Origin of the sequence: Domibacillus robiginosus (genome assembly GCF_000966195.1) — a bacterium.
In the GTDB taxonomy this organism is placed as follows: domain Bacteria; phylum Bacillota; class Bacilli; order Bacillales; family Domibacillaceae; genus Domibacillus; species Domibacillus robiginosus.
Genome location: NZ_LAHL01000040.1, coordinates 24066 through 41308, shown reverse-complemented (window position 1 = coordinate 41308; position 17243 = coordinate 24066). Strand labels below are relative to the sequence as shown.

The 17243-nt window shown below is 45.8% G+C and carries 9 protein-coding genes; 5 read left to right on the top strand and 4 right to left on the bottom strand.

Annotation, left to right across the window (positions count from 1 at the left end; genetic code table 11):
* Nucleotides 1-318: 318 nt before the first annotated feature.
* From VP97_RS17265 to VP97_RS17250, 4 genes are all read left to right on the top strand, one after another.
* Entirely contained in the window at nt 319-2424 is a 2106-nt protein-coding gene (locus VP97_RS17265; protein ID WP_245629924.1) for a family 10 glycosylhydrolase, read from the top strand.
* Nucleotides 2425-2698: 274 nt separating this feature from the next.
* Nucleotides 2699-3760 carry an S-layer homology domain-containing protein gene (locus tag VP97_RS17260; RefSeq protein WP_050183326.1) on the top strand — a complete coding sequence of 354 codons (1062 nt, stop codon included), beginning with the start codon at nt 2699-2701 and terminating at the stop codon, nt 3758-3760.
* Between the two features lie 185 nt (nt 3761-3945).
* On the top strand, nt 3946-7722 hold the full coding sequence (locus VP97_RS17255; RefSeq protein ID WP_050183325.1) for a DEAD/DEAH box helicase: 3777 nt from the start codon (nt 3946-3948) through the stop codon (nt 7720-7722).
* A 5-nt stretch (nt 7723-7727) separates the two neighbouring features.
* Nucleotides 7728-8483 (top strand): hypothetical protein, encoded by a 756-nt coding sequence (locus tag VP97_RS17250; RefSeq protein WP_050183324.1) that lies wholly within the window; start codon nt 7728-7730, stop codon nt 8481-8483.
* A gap of 413 nt (nt 8484-8896) precedes the next feature.
* Here VP97_RS17250 and VP97_RS17245 read toward each other — a convergent pair whose 3' ends face one another.
* Both VP97_RS17245 and VP97_RS17240 read right to left on the bottom strand, forming a co-directional pair.
* Nucleotides 8897-9904, bottom strand: a complete 1008-nt coding sequence (locus VP97_RS17245) for an S-layer homology domain-containing protein (protein WP_050183323.1) — start codon at nt 9902-9904, stop codon at nt 8897-8899.
* 169 nt (nt 9905-10073) lie between these two features.
* Nucleotides 10074-10796 carry an SH3 domain-containing protein gene (locus tag VP97_RS17240; protein WP_050183322.1) on the bottom strand — a complete coding sequence of 241 codons (723 nt, stop codon included), beginning with the start codon at nt 10794-10796 and terminating at the stop codon, nt 10074-10076.
* A gap of 253 nt (nt 10797-11049) precedes the next feature.
* Between VP97_RS17240 and VP97_RS17235 the strand changes: the two genes are divergently transcribed.
* Entirely contained in the window at nt 11050-15000 is a 3951-nt protein-coding gene (locus VP97_RS17235) for an S-layer homology domain-containing protein (protein ID WP_050183321.1), read from the top strand.
* Nucleotides 15001-15048: 48 nt separating this feature from the next.
* On the opposite strand, the gene VP97_RS17230 is transcribed toward VP97_RS17235, so the two are convergent.
* Both VP97_RS17230 and VP97_RS17225 read right to left on the bottom strand, forming a co-directional pair.
* Nucleotides 15049-16047 (bottom strand): S-layer homology domain-containing protein, encoded by a 999-nt coding sequence (locus VP97_RS17230; protein WP_050183320.1) that lies wholly within the window; start codon nt 16045-16047, stop codon nt 15049-15051.
* A gap of 133 nt (nt 16048-16180) precedes the next feature.
* On the bottom strand, nt 16181-17080 hold the full coding sequence (locus VP97_RS17225) for a hypothetical protein (RefSeq protein ID WP_050183319.1): 900 nt from the start codon (nt 17078-17080) through the stop codon (nt 16181-16183).
* Nucleotides 17081-17243: the final 163 nt, after the last annotated feature.

The window sequence follows — 17243 nt, the reverse complement described above, 5'->3', positions numbered from 1 at the left end:
CTTCATACGATGAATCTGTTCTGATTGGTGGAAATACCAAAGAATTTTCGGGAAACGCAAAATAATCAAGTGAACAAAAGCAGGGAGCGCTATGCGTTCTCTGCTTTTTATTTTCGTATTTATATGAAAGAACTATTCTCTTCCTACTAACGAAGAGAAAGGTTTTCCTATTTGTGAACACCTTCTTACAATTTGAAACTATTATCATAAAAACATATAAAATTCTCCAATTTTCCCTTCATTTATCGTATGATAGAAAAGGTTAAATGGAGGAAATAAGTTGAAAAATATACTAAATACAGGGGTGCAAACGAAGAAGTGAGAAAAAATAGTTTTAAAGTAATACTATCCATTTTGATGATGGCAGTCTTGTGCATTTCCATGCTTCCGCAGAAAAGCGAGGCAGCATCAGCACCGCTTCCCAAAAGAGAAATGCGGGCAGCATGGATTGCGACGGTTCAGAATAGCGATATGAAGGCAGGAATGACGGCGGCGCAATATACAGCATGGGCACGCCAGACACTTGATCAGTTAAAAGCAAGCCGTTTTAATACGGTCATTTTTCAGGTAAAGCCGACGAGCGATGCACTGTATTCATCAAGCCTCGCGCCATGGTCTGCTTATATAACGGGGAAAAAGCAGGGAACAAATCCCGGCTATGATCCGCTGAAGATTATGGTGGAGGAAGCCCACAAGCGCGGCATGGAGCTGCATGCCTGGATGAATCCGTACCGTGTGACGATGCCGAGTCAGGATCTAGCAAGCCTGTCACCGAATAATGTGGCACGGAAAAATCCGGGCTGGGTCGTGAAGTATGGAAAGCAATATTATTTAAACCCGGGTATTCCGGCTGTGCAGAACTACCTGGTGGACTCTGTGAAAGAACTGGTGTCAAAGTATGATATCGATGCAGTTCATATGGATGATTATTTTTATCCGTACAAAATCAAAGGTGAAGAGTTTCCGGATCAGGCTGCGTTTAAACAGTATGGCGGTTCATTCAAAAATGTCGCTGACTGGCGCCGGAATAATGTGAATCAGCTTGTGAAAAATTTGTATTCGGCGATTAAAACAACAAAGCCGCATGTACAGTTCGGTATTTCTCCATTTGGCGTCTGGCGCAATCAGTCTCTTGACCCGACCGGCAGTGCGACAACAGCCGGTGTAAATAACTATGATGATTTATATGCAGATACAAGAACCTGGATCAAAAACGGGACAATCGATTATATTACGCCTCAGGTTTACTGGTCGAAAAACATGGCGGCTGCCCGGTACAACACGCTGTTGAACTGGTGGAGCAAGGAAGTAAACACGTACGCGAAGACGCATCCGGTGAACCTTTACATTGGTATAGCGGATTACAAAGTCGGTGTAGACACGGCAGATGCGACATGGAAGGATAAAATGGAGCTTCCAAATCAGATTTCATCCAACCGCGCAAACGGCACAGCGGATGGACAGATGCACTTTTCACTAAAGAGCATCCAGAAGAATACACTTGGTTACGCAACAATTGTAAAGCAGAATCTTTATAACTATACGGCAGTAACACCGGCTGTACCATGGAAGGATGGGTCTGTGCCGGCAAAGCCGACAGCCGTTAGGGTGAAAAAAGAAGCGGCAGGCAGAACCATTTCGATCCAGGATCAAAATGCAAAGCAGCCGCGCAAATATGTGATTTACCGTTTTACTGGAAACACGGAAGGCTCTTATGAAGATCCACGTAATATTGTAGATGTTGTTTATAATACAAAAGGCAATACGGTATTTACGGATAAAACAGCTTCTGCCGGCAGCACCTATACGTATGGAGTGAAGGCAGTTTCGGCGACGGGTGTGGAAAGCAGCTCGGCGTTTGTCGTGAGAGAAGGCAGTAACGGCTCTTTTGCCGATGTGCCAGCTTCCCACCGAGCGTACAAAGAAGTGTCTCTTTTAGCCAAACGGGGCATTACACAGGGTGATGAAAACGGCTATTTTCAGCCAGGCCAGACAGTGACACGGGCAGAAGCAGCGGCGATGATTGGACGAGCGCTGAATCTCGATGGAACAAAGCGGGCAAGTATGTTCACAGATGTTGGTTCAGGCATGTTTGCGTCGGGATACATTCAGTCAGCCGTGGACCGGAAGATTTTTTCTGGCTATAAGGATGGCTCGTTTAAGCCGTACGGTCAGGTAACACGTGGAGAAATGGCGCTGATGATCAGCCGGGCGTTCGGGTATGAGTATGGAAATGCTGCTTCCCAGGCACAGCGGGCGCTTATAACAAGAGGCATTGCACAGGGGATGGAGAATGGCCAGTTTGGCTCACAGCTTAGTATCATTCGTGCTGACTTTGCGGTCTTTTTAGCGCGGGCACTTGATCCAACGCTGCGCATCGGATACGAAGCGGCTTCAGTTGAAGAAGAGTATTCAGAAAAATAATCAAACAAAGGGCTGTCGGGGGTTTCCTCGGCAGCCCTTTAGCTTGCTTCATTATGATCATGCTTTTTTATATGGGGAAGTCAGCGCGGTTTTGAAAACAAAGCAGCTTTGATAATAATGAAGCAGGATTTAATCCATTTTTTAACAAAATGGATTAAATTACCTCAACGGGTTTTGTAAAAGAAAACAAGAAAATAGCAGGGGATAAAGGAGAAATGACGAATTTATATTAAGGATATTTATCCCGCATACATAAGTTTAAGGAGAGAAAAAAGTGAAAAAGTTTTTATTGATGCTAACGATCTGTTTCTGTGTCGTTGGCGGGTTCCATGTAAGCGTGAAAGCGGCATCCTTCCATGATTTAAGTGAAAGCCAGCGTTTTTACAAAGAAATGATGTATTTAGAGAGCAAATCAATTATTTCTGGCTACCCGGATGGAACATTTCAGCCGGACGGACAGGTAACAAGAGCAGCAGCGGCCATTATGATTGGACGGGTATTGGGACTTGATGGCACGCAAAAAGCGACGAAGTTTCCGGATGTAGGAGCTGATCAAAAAGCGAGCGGCTATATTGCTTCGGCGGCAGCCCGCGGAATTATTAGTGGTTATCCGGATGGACGCTATCATCCGAATGAAGCGGTCACGCGCGGGCAAATGGCGATCTTTTTATCAAGAGCATTCGGTCTTACAAAAGAAGCAGCGGCTCCTTTTACGGACGTTTCGTCTTCCATGGCCAGCTATCCGCATATTAAAAGAATCATCGCGGAAAACCTGACGTCGGGTTACGAAGACAATACGTTCCGACCGAATGTGAAAGTGACACGGTCTCAATTTTCCGCTTTTCTAGCAAGAGCGTTAAATGACGACTTCAAAGTAGAATTACCGCCAGCCCGCGTGAGCTATGTAAAGGATAAAAACAAAACCTACTATTATGATTCCGATGATATGGGCAGCTACTCGTATAAATTTTCAGGCAAAAAATACTTTGAGTGGAACCTGTGGAATGTATATGAAGGAACAAAAAATGCGTATTCGATTGTAGAAAAAGAAGACAGTAAAGGATATTACTTCGGCTACCCCGAGTCAGAATCATGGATGATGTTAAAATATCCGGTAAAAGTAGGACAGAAGTGGAGCATCGGTTATCAAGGGTTTGTACACACGTATGAAATTACGTCCACAACAAAAACGATCACAACAAAGGCCGGAACATTCCGTAACGTTATTGAAGTGACTGCAGATGATGGCGGTGTGGATTACTATGCACCAAACGTTGGTTTGATAAAAGTCATCTTTGAAGGCATTACGAAGGTAGAGCTCGTTAAAATTCAGTAATCGACGGCTGTAAAAAAGCAGAAGGGACACCCCCCTTCTGCTTTTTGCTTTGTTTTATGCACAGGTGAAAAAAAGGCAGGTAAAGGGTTTTCCAGGAGAGGGTTCCCTGAAAAATTGTATCCAGATTGTGCTATAATGAAAGGATGGAAGAACAAGCTTTTATATGTAATGAAGCAGGTGAACCAATGATTCAAACAAGCTTGAAAACATACAGATGTCCATTGACGCTGACGAATAGAGCAAAGGATAAAATGCGGGAGCTCGGGCTGGAGGAGCGCTCGTTTTTTTCGTTGGAGGCGTCGTTTACGGTTTATATAGAAAAATATCCGCCGTCTGCGGACCGGCTTCTTTCTGTTGCCCTATTTTTTGATAATCAGGCAAACAAACGGCTGGCGGCAGCGAGCGGCAATGCGGTCATTGTGCTGCACTGCGTGGCGGAAAAAGACCGGTTTATTGCGACAAATGTGACCGCACGTGCAGCACACACACCGGTGCGAACAAACTGGCGACGTCCAGCTACGATCACGTTTCAGGAAACACGAAGAGAAATGCCGCTTGATCTGCTTCGAGCGATTCATGACATGCCGGTTGCGAAAGAAAGCTCGGACTATGTGAAAAAGCGGATTGCCAGCTGGGAAGGGTATTTGACGATCCAGGAGCGGGATGCGGATATTCCGGATATCACCGCAGCTTATGCGGGCATGACCTTTAACGGAGACTTTAGCCGGGTCACGCTGACAGGCTGCCGGCTGAAGGAACCGGAATGGAAGCTGCTCAAAGACCTGAGTGTAAAGTTCAGGGGAATGGATCAGGATGCAGGGAAGGTATTAAAAGCAAGCCGCGGTGCGGGAACGGTTGAAATTGAACTGAGCGGCCCGATGGCGGATCGCGCGCGAAAACAGCAGTTTCACACATCGCAAAAAGAAGTGATTTTCAGCAACTTTGCGACGCTGAGCCAGGTGAAGCGTCTGCGCCAGGGGTTTAAGCATTTAGAAGACGGGCTGGCGGCCAATCCGGATTTGGAGCGGATTTTATTTGAGAAAAAGCCGCCGCTTCGTCCGCCTAAAAAGCTCGGTGCCCTGCAGTTTCATAACCGGCTGAACGAATTTCAACAGCGCGCGGTGACAGGGGCGATGGAAGCAGAGGATCTCTATGTGATTCAGGGACCGCCGGGCACCGGGAAAACAACAGTTATTTCGGAAATCTGCCTGCAAAACGCACGGGCGGGACTGCGGACGCTCGTCGCCTCCCAGTCGAACCTGGCAGTCGATAATGCGCTCGGACGGCTGCTGGCCAATAAAGATATCCGTATTCTCCGGGTTGGCCGCACCGAAAGCATCGAGGAAGAAGGCAAAAAGTTTATTGAAGAAAATGTCGGACAGTACTGGAAGGACCATACGCTCCAGGAAGTGTCCACGCAATTTAAAGCGCGTAAAGCAAGAGAAGCAGCACTTGAAGCAGAATGGGCGGAAAATGAACGGGAGCAGGAACGGCTGAAACCGATTTTGGTCGAGACAGAAGCCGCGGTAGCAGCAAAAGCAGAAGCGGCTGGTAAATATGAGGAAGGCCAGGCCGCTCTCCAAACTCAGAAGCAGCAGCTCCGAAAAGTGGAGGAGGAGGAGCAATCGCTCCAAAAGCACGAGGAAGAAATCGATCGAGCTTTGCAGCCGTTAGCAGCAGCGATCGAACAGGACGAAGCTTTTCTCGAAAATGAGCCAGGCATTGAAGATATTGAACGGCAATGGCATGATCTTCAAAAAGAAAGGGAAGCACTCCAGCATTCTGTTGCCTGCGAGGAGCTTGAGGAAAATATCGGGCGAAAACAGCAGGCGATTCAGGAAGCGAAAGCAAAAGCAGAACAATTGTCACAAGTATTAGAGAGGGCAGAGGCTGTATACGAGAAAGCATCGGCGGTAAAACGCATTGACGCGCTGAAATGGATGATGCTGGAGCAAAATTTGGAAAGATCCGCCCGTGTGCTGCAGCTGTTAGAGGAGCTGGATGATCTTCGCGGGGAAATGGACCAGATCACAAAGCTAAAAGCTTACAATGACCAGTTAAACAAAGCGATTTCGTATATGGAAGGGCTGCTGGCGCGATACAATGTGCCATTTGCCGAACTGCAGCAGCGCGCCGGCCGTGCTTCTTCCTCGCACTCCGCGGATGAGATTGACCAATTTTTAAACGGATTAAGATCGGCACTAAAAAGTCAGCCAAACCTGGAGCCAGGGCGGGGAGCGAAGTTTTTAGAAGGGCTGTACGTACGGCGGCAGTCGATCTGGCGAAGAGCCAAACGCTTCCGGCCTTATGAAGAGTACAAGCAAAGGGCACAGGACGCGTTTTTATTTTTAAAAAGAAACGTGATCGAGCAGCTGCGCCAAAAGCATGCGGATGAGCGGACTGCTTATGAAACGATGCGAGGGACCATCGAGCAGCAGGCTGAACTTGATGCCCTTCAGCAAAAATATAATCAAATGGTATCGCTCGCTGCACCGGTTCCGAACGCAAAAGAAGCGCTCGATCAGCAGGAAACAAAGGCACTTCTTTTGGAAAAGAAAAAGCGTCAGCTCGAAGAAACACAGCAACGCCTGGAAGAAAGCCGGCTCGAGCAGGCGCAAAAAGCCGCGGAAATGGAAGAAACAGCCCAAAAGCGTGCACAGATCGAAGCGCAAATAAAAGAGCTGCAAAACACGATTCATGAAAAAGAAAAAGAGCTGGCGCCACTTGAGGAAATTCTCGATACAAATCCGGAAGCGGAGCATGAAGAAGTGCTCAAGCAAATGGCGAGCCTGTCTTTTACGCACGAATCACTCAAGCAGGAACGGCAGCGTCTGCCATTGTTTCAATCGATTCAAGGAGAATGGCTGTCGCTTTTGCAGGAAGCGAGCGAGCACGATTTAGATGAAATTCGCAAGCTGTATGTGAAGCATGCGAACGTGATTGGCACAACCTGTGTGGCATCCGCACGCAAGGATTTTATCGACAACTACCCGGTTTTTGATGTGGTGATTATCGATGAAGTTTCCAAAGCGACACCGCCGGAGCTTTTACTGCCTATGCTTAAAGGGAAAAAAGTCATTTTGGTCGGTGACCACCATCAGCTGCCACCACTACTCGGAAATGATACATTGGAAGAAACGCTTCAGGAGCTGGCAGAAGCGAACAAGGAGTTTGCCGGGAAAACGGAACTAAAGGGACTGCTTGAGGAATCGCTGTTTGAACGCTTGTTTAAAAGCGTGCCGGAAACCAACAAAACGATGCTTGCCATTCAGTATCGGATGCACGAAAGCATTATGGAAACGATCACGCCGTTTTATGAAAGAGAAAAGGACCGTCTTCAATGCGGCTTGCCAGATTCAGATGCAGCGCGGGATCATAGGCTGGAGTCACCGCTCGTCCGGCGAGAAAATCATTTGTTATGGATCGATATGCCAAATGAGCCAGCGTTCTTTGAGGAACGGATGAAGGGTGGTAAAAGCTTATACAATCCGGCCGAGCTGCGGGAAATCGGCTCTCTTTTAAAAGAACTCGATGAAGCAACGGCACAGGCGAAGGAAGCCGGCCGAATGAATGCGGATGAAAAGAAAAGCATCGGCGTCATCAGCTTTTATGGCGAACAGGTGAAAAAGCTGAACCGCTTAATTGAGCAGGAGCTCGGCCTTCACCACCTGACCATCCGCACAGGTACGGTTGACCGCTTTCAGGGCATGGAGATGGACGTAATTATTTTAAGTATGGTGCGCAACCATCAAAACAAGCATGACGATATCGGCTTTGCTCGTGATTACCGCCGGCTGAACGTGGCGCTCTCAAGAGCAAGAGAACTGCTTGTATTAGTCGGCAGCACAACCATGTTTACCGAGCGGACGAAGCAGGCCTCAACAAAAGGGATGTACAAGCACGTACTCGATACAGCCAAACGACAAAACGGCGTACGTATGCTTGAAGAAAGCAGGGGATAAGCAGAATGGAAAAAACAATCGAAAAGCTGCGTGCGAACCTGCTCGAAAACCCGGCAGTCGAATTGAAAGAGTCAGCCGTCTGGCAGCTTCCAGTCGTAACCTATACTGTTACATTCAAGCGGGTAAAGCGGCTGAAGATGGATATTTTAATGAAAATGCTGCTGCTCGCGTTTAATCAAACCGACATCCGCCGGGCCGCAAACCTGGCAGAAATGCTTCTCGTCGAAGAGCTGTTTATTGAAGACTTAATTCAAAAAATGCTGCGAACAGGATTAATCCAAATTGAGAAGGAAGGCTATAAGCTGACTGGAAAGGGCAAGTCGCAGCTCGCTGAAGGCATCGTGGAAGAAGAAATGGACGAGGAGGAAACGTCCCTCACGTATAGTCCGGTTCATGATGCATTTTGGCCGGAGATAGAAGAGCGGGAAGAAAGAGAGCCGCTTTACCGCTATCCGAGCGAGCGAAGGACTACAGGAGAACAAATTCTGCAGGCACTCACCGAAATGGATGCGGACCGCACGGATGAAGAATTCCAGACACCGGTATCAGAAGTAACCAATTTTGAAGAACAGTCGACTTCATATGTTCCGTGTCTGGAATTTCGGCTTTATAACAAGGAGCAGGATGTGTTTTACGCACGTGTCTGGAACACGCACCTTGAGCACTGGGACGAAGTGCTGGAAAAACAAATTGAAGAAAATGAACGGCTGGAGTGGCGTGAAAAGTGGCTGCCAGCCGATAAAAAAAGAGGGCGTCTCTAAGACAGCCCTCTTTTTTATTATGGCCGGAAACTAGCATGTAGGGCCGGATTCTCAACGTACATGGCCGGAAAATTTAAACTAGGGCCGGATTATGTTCCATCATGGCCGGAAAAATGAAAATCCGGCCATCCAGCGAGATATTCCGACCTGAATTCTTCTTTTCCGGCCCAAACAAAGAGGTGCCATCCTTACCTTGTAATAAATATCTACGTATAATATCTGAAAAGAGAGTGTCTCTATAAGAGACAGCTCTCCTTTTTTATGGCCGGAAAATAGCATACAACGGCCGGATTTCTATCATGGATGGCCGGAAAAAGCTGATCATGGCCGGATTATGATCTGTAATGGCCGGAAAAATGAGAATCCGGCCATCCCACAAGCTTTTCCGGCCCAACCAAAGAGGCTGCCATGCCTTACCTTGTCACAAACATCTGTGTATAGTATCGGTTATACACACCAACACCGATTTCTTTAAACTGTGGATTCAGGATATTGCGCCGGTGTCCGGGACTGTTCATCCAGCCTTCCATCACAGCTTCTGCATCCACATAACCTGAGGCAATGTTTTCACCAGCGGTTGAGTAGCGAAGTCCAAAGTCCGTCAGCATATCAAACGGGCTGCCGTAAGTCGGAGACGTGTGGTCAAAATAGCCGCGGTCGTGCATGTCCTTTGATTTTGTCCGCGCCACAAAGCTTACGTCATTGGCCAGTGTAACAGGAGCCAGACCCTGATTTGCCCGCTCTTCGTTCACAAGCTGTCCAATCTCTCTTTCAATGGCACTTGGAACAAAGGAAGGATCAATGGTATAGCCGGGGTTCTCATCTGTACCAAGAAAGTCATCAATATTCAGCATGAAAATAGCCATTTGTCCGCGGGTAACAATACCGTTTGGATCATATCGGTTGTTGCCAACGCCGTTTGTCAGGCCATTGGCTGCCAGTGCATTGATATAGGAAGCATAAGGATGAGAGGCAGGCACATCTGTAAACGGCACATCAGGCGTTCCGCTTAAACGAAGAGCTCTTACAACTGTGCGTGCCAGCTCAGCACGTGTCACGATCGTGTCCGGATAAAAACGATTACCAAGCTCAAATACGTTTTGGGAGGCATAGTAGGCGATATACGGAAAAGCAGCCTGGCCCGGGGCGACATCAGAATAAGGAAGCCGGGCATTTGGATAGCCGTCAATACCTTGAACACGTCCGAGAAAAATCGTATTCTGGGCGCGTGTTACCGGGTCGTTTTGGCGAAATGTTCCATCAGGAAAGCCAGCAATAAGTCCGCGGGAGGCCATTTCTTCTACAGCTTCATATGCTTTTTCATTAGGGTGCACATCCGGGAAGGCAGCAGCATCTGCCGATGGGTTCCAAAGGGTGGTGGTCAAAAGGAGTCCGGTCAACAAAGCGGCTAATCGTTTCACTTTATTCCCCCATTTCATTAATAGTTACCATTTTATAGGTCTATACCCATATTGATGAAAGATAAAAGCCGTCCAGTTTACAAAATGAAAAAATTCTCTTTTTGGATTTAATACCTCTTAAAGAACGAAAAAAGAGCTGTCCTCCACATTCAGGACAGCTCCGTTCTGTTTATTTTGTTGTTACCTTAATCAATTCAGAAATTGTTTTTCCATTGTACGTTTGCTTAATAATTCCGGTATTGGGTGCGTAGTAGGCGATAAAGCCTTCACTTGATTTAACGGTGACAACACCTCTGAATCTGCCGGCTGCCGTTGTAAGAATGCCGTCAGTGCCAGTGATTTTATAAGTAACCCCGCTGCCCTCGAAGCCATCACTCCACGTTTTTCCTACTTTAATTGGATAGGCGATTTCCGCGTAGTACTCAGACTCCCGCCAGCCAATGTAAAGCCCTTTGTTGTTCTCGTATAAAAGATAGGTGCTGCCGGGAGATGTTGACTGCCACTCGTCCCAGCCACTGTACTTGCCTACGTACATGCTTTTAAATGTCTCGCCGTTTGCTTTGTACGTATACACCTTCTTTTTGTCCATCAAGTAGCTGTACATGCGCAGGTACTTGGACGAAACGTAAGCTCGCTTGCCTTTAAAGCCAATCTGGCTCCAGCCTGACTTCGATTGTGAATACACAGAGACAGACACATTATTCTTCAAAGAGCCAATCACTTTATAGTTCGTTCCTGGACCGCTGCGAACATTCAGGACACCGCTGTCAATGCTGACATAGCCGACCTTTGCACTCGTGGCGGCTTCCGACTGGGCGGGATGAAACCCGAACAGGGCAGAAATGGCTAAAACAAAAGCAAAAGCGAAGTAAACTAATTTTTTCTTTTCCATCCTTTATTCTCCTTTACGATTGATAGGTACATTATACGTCAGAAGAAGCAAAAGGAGTTCAGGAAAATAAAAGAAATACAAGGCATTGGAAGCAGTGGAAAGCAATAAAATATCCAATAATATCTCTTTATGGGTAAAAAATCATGAATTCGAGAATTTGTATTTGCAGACTTTTTATCTACATATATAGTAAAAAATGAAAGATCATTATTTGGTAAAAAGTGGTCTTATTTTTAATTCTAGGAGCTGAGCCATGTTGAAGAAAAGTCACATCTTTTTAGCTTCTGCGGCCGCTGTTACCGTTACTGCCGCAGCGTTGCCCGCAGAAGCAGCAAGTGCACCGTTTTTTACGGATGTAAAAGAAGGGAATACTCTTTATCCGGAAATTAAAGACCTGCATTCACAGGGGAAAATTAATGGGTTTAAGGACGGGACATTTCGTCCGCAGGAATCGGTGACGCGTGGCCAGGCAGCGAAAATGATCGCGGACATCCTCGAGCTTGATACGGCTTCTCCAAAAGCGCCGGGCTTAAAAGATGTAAAAAAAGAAAAATGGTATTACGGTGCGGTCGCGGCGCTTGTGGAAGCAAAAATCATGGGTGGATTTAAAGATGGAACCTTCCGTCCTGACCAGACGCTAACGCGGGCTGAAGCTTCCCGGTTAATTGGTGAAGCATTCAACCTATCAAACGGCGGAAAAACGGTATCGTTTACCGATGTAAAAAAAGAAAAATGGTATTACACATACATCCAGGCTCTTGTACATAACAACGTAACAGCAGGAAAAACCGCTACAACCTTTGCACCAGATGCGAATGTCACACGTGGTGAACTTGTAGCATTCGCCAGCCGTGCGAAAAAAGCAATAGCTCCAGCCGAACAAGTAAAAACGATTGAATCGGTTCAAAATGGAAAAATCATGATAGATGGAAAAACCTATACAGCTTCCGAAAGTGTAAAAGGCTTGCTACAAAGTAACAACAGCAAAGCGCTAAAAGGAGCAGAAATCGAATTTGAACAAGCGAACGGCGTAATCAATACCGTTTCCAGCTTAGTTCTGAAAGAAGCAGGAACAGAATCTGCACCGCTGGTTTTAGATGGAAGCGGAGCGGAAATCAAAGGCAATGTCACAGTTGCCGGTGACAACGTTGAATTGAAAAACATGACGATCAATGGAAACCTAACTGTTACAGCTGCAGTGAAAACAAGCTTTTCAACGAACAAGCTTACAGTAAAAGGTACGACATCTATACAGGAAGAAGCCGTCACAAAAGCAGCTTCTGTAACAAAGGCAGCAGCTGAAGATCCAAAAACGCGCATTAAAATTACTTTTAAGGATTCTTCAGTTGCTGTCATTGAAATTGCCAAAAAAGACGTATACTTCTCAGCAAGTGGCAGCACAACAGTAACGGCCCTGTCTTTGTATGCCAATGCTGATATCTTTGCAGACGAAGATGTGATTATCCCAAAAGTAGACATTAAACAAGGTGTTACGCAGATCGAGCTGAATGCGACAATTCAGGACGTAGTCATTGACTCGAACGATGACATTCAAGTATCCGGTAAAGGCAACTTCTCCAATGTAGTCGTAAATACGGACAAAAAAGTCACATTGGCCACAACAGGCGCGATTAAAAACCTGGATATGAAAAATGAAAATGCCACGCTGAATGTCGGCAGCAATGCCAGGATTACAAATATCTCGGTGCCAGCCGGGCAGGATGTATCCAAAATTGTTGATAACTATAATGAAGTAAAAGACAAAATTGAAACGGTTGGCGGCGAAAAAAATCCAGATTATACACCGCCGGCACCAGTTAATCCGCCAGGCTCAGGCGGCGGCACGGAACCCGTGATTACACCTCCATCAGATGGTGGCAATACAGGAACGCCGGGTTCAGGGAACGAAACGGGAGATTACTTTGCAGCCGGTATACTGAAGGCCGGAAATGACTATGGATATGTAAAATTAAATCTCCATAACGAAGGAACGGGGAAAGTCTTCTACCAGCAGGTTTCAAATACAGACACTCAATTTGTCCTGCCAGAAGAGGGAGATACAGTCCCGTCAGACGCAATTGAATATAAAAAAGACGAAAAATTTATAAATTGGTTCAACCATAATCTTGTTGTATATCGAATTGATGCTTCTAATAAAATCACAGACGTCGTTGATGTGGCGGAGCAATGGTATTGGAGTCCGTATAATTTAATTTTCAATGACAACGAGACAGTTACGGTTCAAATGGCACTTAAAGCAGACGGTCGTTCTGTTGAGGAGTTTATGGATTATGTATATGTATATCAAGAAGATGCCCAGCAGAAGACAACAGAGTTTACCGGGCTATCCTGGGAAACAAAAGACGGTCTTCCAGCTATTACTTTAAGTTTGAAAGACCTAAAAGCAGATGCTCCGTCAATGCTTCTTATCGCGTCAAAGGGCATGCTTTCCTCAAGCTTTATGAACGATGGCTATGACAACGATGCGATAAAAATAAGAGCTCTTTACGACCTTATCCAGGATCAAAATACAAAACTTGACGGACATGAATTCTCACATATTCTTGGCTATATTGCCTATGAAAGAGTAACAGAAGAAATTCCGGGTGGGGGAACATCTACAAGCAATGAATCCTTACTAGAACAAGACTCGCTTAGCATGAAAACATACAAGGAGCGCTTGATTGCCGAAAAAGCGAATTTGCAGACAGCCGAGGCGATTAAAGCTATGGTTGTAGCTGTCAATGAAGAATTAAAAGCAAAAGTCGATACGTTTAAAACAGCAAATGAAAAAGTAAGCGCGTTGTACAAGGAAGATCGTTACTCGTATTCTTATGAGGAACAGCTTCGTGAAGGGGTAACCCTTGCACAAATGGAGGAAGCTTTAGCAGCTGTTGAAGCATTAAGTGATGAATTCCAGGAGAAAAGTCGCTTAAAAGAAGATGTTGTGCACGCTCAAGATATATTTTCAATCAAACAAGTAAACGACTACATCAGCGCGTTAAACATCACAGTACCCGCTAATCTTGAAGCTGGATCAGACTTAACAGCATACCTGTCAGCTGAAGGAAAACCAGCAGATCTGACATTATTTCCAATAAAAACGGGTCAAACGTTCACCGAAGATGATAATTTTCTCGACGTACAAGAGGATTCCAGTTATCTGAGAGCAGACAACAATGAGCTTACATTAATTCGACCAAACAAAACAGGTGAGACTATTACAGAATATGTATTGGTAAATGTAAAACTTGGCAGCGGCTATTTGGACAGCAAAGTCATTCCAGTTACGATTCAATCTTCTGACCGGGACGAAGCGGCATTAAGCAGCAACACAGGAATAGACATTTCCTCAGGTGAACGCAGAATTGACCACATTCACGATGACTATAAATTTGTCACGGTTTACCGCGGCACATCTGTTGAACAATTAAAGAAAAATGTAAGGTCAACCGATCTTTCTGCCCAAACGTATACCGTGAAGGATGCAGAAGGCCAGGTGAAGGCGTCAGGCCGGATCGAAGAAGGCGATACACTAACGGTTACCGCTGAAAATGGGAAGGATTTCGTTGACTATACAATTCACACAGCGCTTTACCTGGCTGGCATGCAAGAACAGGAGCTGGGCAGCCTTACATTTAATGCGGATGAAACAAGTGTGAAAGAATTACAGGAGACGCTCTATATTTCCTCAGAAGACGCCAGCGAAAGAAACAGCGTCACTGTGACGAAGCTGGAGGAAGAATCAAACAAATACAAAGTAACATTTGAAGGAGCAGAGCTGGATAAGCCGTATCGCTTATTGAGTGACCAACGTCTGGCGCTTGATACCGGCGACGGGGTTGTGTGGAGAAGTTATTCACTTGCTTATACGAGCGAATCACGTCCGAGACATTCGCTTCTTTTAAAAGAAGAATCGGATAAAGTAGACATCACGTCAAAAGATGAAATTGATATTACCTTCTCATTATTTGGGCAACTGCCAGCAGAGGAGATTACAGTGGATGGCGTAACAATCCGTCCGGTGCTCGCTGAACAAGCAGACGGATCATACAAAGTTGATTTTGTTTCCGAAGGGACAGACGAAGGTAAAGTAGGTTACCAGATATATTATATGACTGTGACAGTAGATGGAGTTGAAAATAGCCAAGTACGAGTCGGTGTGCAGGAAAATGGAGAATTTGACGTTCAAATCCAGCGATAATAAAAAAGAAGCTTGCCCATGCCGGGCAAGCTTCTTTTTGTATCGCCTTTATAGAATTTCAGCAATCAGGTCATCTCTCATTTGCTTTTTCGCTGCATCATACGCCGTTTTAAAAGACTGTGCTTCAGTGGCACTGAAGCCGGCTTTTGTTAATTCTGCTGTAAGTTTTGCGTAAAGCGCGTTAAAGTCGGCATCTGTTTCAGCTTCCATTTTTGAAGCAAGTGGGAAATATTTATTGTATACCGTCATCAAGTCTTCTCCGGCATTAAGTTCTGCTTTCGCCTGGCCGGCCAGAACATCCAGGTCAGCTTTTGCTTGAGCTTGCAGATCTGCAAAATCGTCCGCATATTCTGCTTTAATATCAGCTGCCGTTTGAGTACCAGGTGCCGGTGTTCCTGGACCAGGTGTTCCGCCACCGCCCGGAGCTGGTTCTACATCTTCGCCAGGTGCTTCAAACTTGCGGGCATTGTTTAAAAAGATCGCCATCTGTCCGCGTGTAACAGTACCAGTTGGATCATATTTGCCATCGCCTACACCCGTTGTAATGCCAGCGGCCGCCAGTGCACGAATGTACGAAGCAGCACCATGTGTAGGAGATACATCGGTAAACGGCATCGCAGATGAAGCAGGAAGCTCAAATGCGCGTGTTAAAATAATCGCCATCTCAGAACGGGAAAGCGGACGCTCTGGATAAAAGCGGCTGCTGTCACTGAAAATGCCTCGCTTCATTAACTCGGCAACGTATGGGTACGCACGTGAAGTAGAAGGAAGGTCCGTAAAGGTTTTCGTAGATGAGCTCACTTTAATACCAAGAGCGCGTCCAATTAAGATCGCACTTTCCGCCCGTGTGACAGATTGATACTGCTTAAATGTACCATCAGGAAAGCCGGTAATAACGCCTGCTTTTGACATGGCTTCAACCGCTTCATAAGCGCGGTGGCTCGTTTTTACATCGGGAAACTGTGCAGCAGAAACAGAGGAAACAAAAATAGACGCAGCAAGCACAGGTGTCAAAGCAACCGCAGCTGCTTTCTTTTTGAAAGTCATTGGTAAAAGCTCCTTTTATTTGTAGTAAAAGAATTATAGCATGCTCAAAGAATTCCGCCCATCCCTTTATGAATCTTTTATCACTTGTAAATAAAAAATAAAAAGACCCGCTGACCGCGAGTCTCGTTATTTCTTATCCACCTGTTACTTTACTCATTAACTCGTTGCGTAAACCTTCTTTTGTCGCTTCATACTGCGCTTTATACTCATCCGCAGCAGATGTGCTAAGACCATTTGCTTTTAATTCGCTCGTCATAGACTTGTAAAGGGAATTAAAAGCAGCATCGGTTTTGGCTTCAACACCGGATGCGGCACCGTTATACTTCTGGTAGAAGTAAGCAGGGTTGATTGTTTCACCGGCGGCTTTTTTCGCTGCATATTCGCTTTTAGCCTGTCCCACTAACGCACCCAACTGGCTCTGCGCCTGACCCTGCAGGCTGTCAAAGGAACCGGAATAACGTGATTTGATTGTGGCAGCAGTTGAACGGTCGCTTGATCCGCCGTTATCACCACCAGCGGATGTACCGGACCCAGAACCGCCAGATGCACCGGAACCAGATGTACCGGAGCCGCCAGAAGTTGAAGTGTCCCCAGATCCGGATGAATTTGAAGTCCCTGTACCAGCCGTTTCTGTAGAAGAAGTGGAACCTGAGCTATTGGTATTAGAAGCTGTATCGCCTGAACCAGACGCACTTCCGGTATTTCCAGCTGTAGGACTAGCTGTATTTGAAGTGATTACTTCTTTATATTCCGGTGAACTAAACCACTCATCCGTTGTCATAGTGGAGCCATCTTCCAATACAAAGGCACCGTCCTTATCAACTACAACAAGACCTTCTTCGTCCTTTTGCACACCCTCAGGAAGCGGTGTACCTTCAGGGAATGAAATCGAGTATGGATCTTCGACAATTTGGTCCACCTGCTCATCGGCTACATCGTACTTTTTAACCTTCGTAAAATAGTACAATGCGCCGCCTCCTGCCAGTGCGAGAAAAAGGATCGCAACCAGGGCGATCTTTATAAACTTACGCAAACAAAAACCCTCCTTTAATATAAAATTGCTATTTGTAGTATACCATGCAAAATTTAGAAATAAATAGAATATGAATAATCTGACAAAATAAGAATTTAGTCTGTAACATAGGACAGATTTGTAAAGTTCTCTTGCTTTTGGTAGCATTATTCTGTATGATTTT

Excerpts from the sequence above, each read along its gene's own strand:
- VP97_RS17230 (WP_050183320.1), bottom strand. The coding sequence starts at position 16,047 with ATGACTTTCAAAAAGAAAGCAGCTGCGGTTGCTTTGACACCTGTGCTT.
- VP97_RS17240 (WP_050183322.1), bottom strand. The coding sequence starts at position 10,796 with ATGGAAAAGAAAAAATTAGTTTACTTCGCTTTTGCTTTTGTTTTAGCC.
- VP97_RS17255 (WP_050183325.1), top strand. The coding sequence starts at position 3,946 with ATGATTCAAACAAGCTTGAAAACATACAGATGTCCATTGACGCTGACG.
- VP97_RS17250 (WP_050183324.1), top strand. The coding sequence starts at position 7,728 with ATGGAAAAAACAATCGAAAAGCTGCGTGCGAACCTGCTCGAAAACCCG.
- VP97_RS17235 (WP_050183321.1), top strand. The coding sequence starts at position 11,050 with ATGTTGAAGAAAAGTCACATCTTTTTAGCTTCTGCGGCCGCTGTTACC.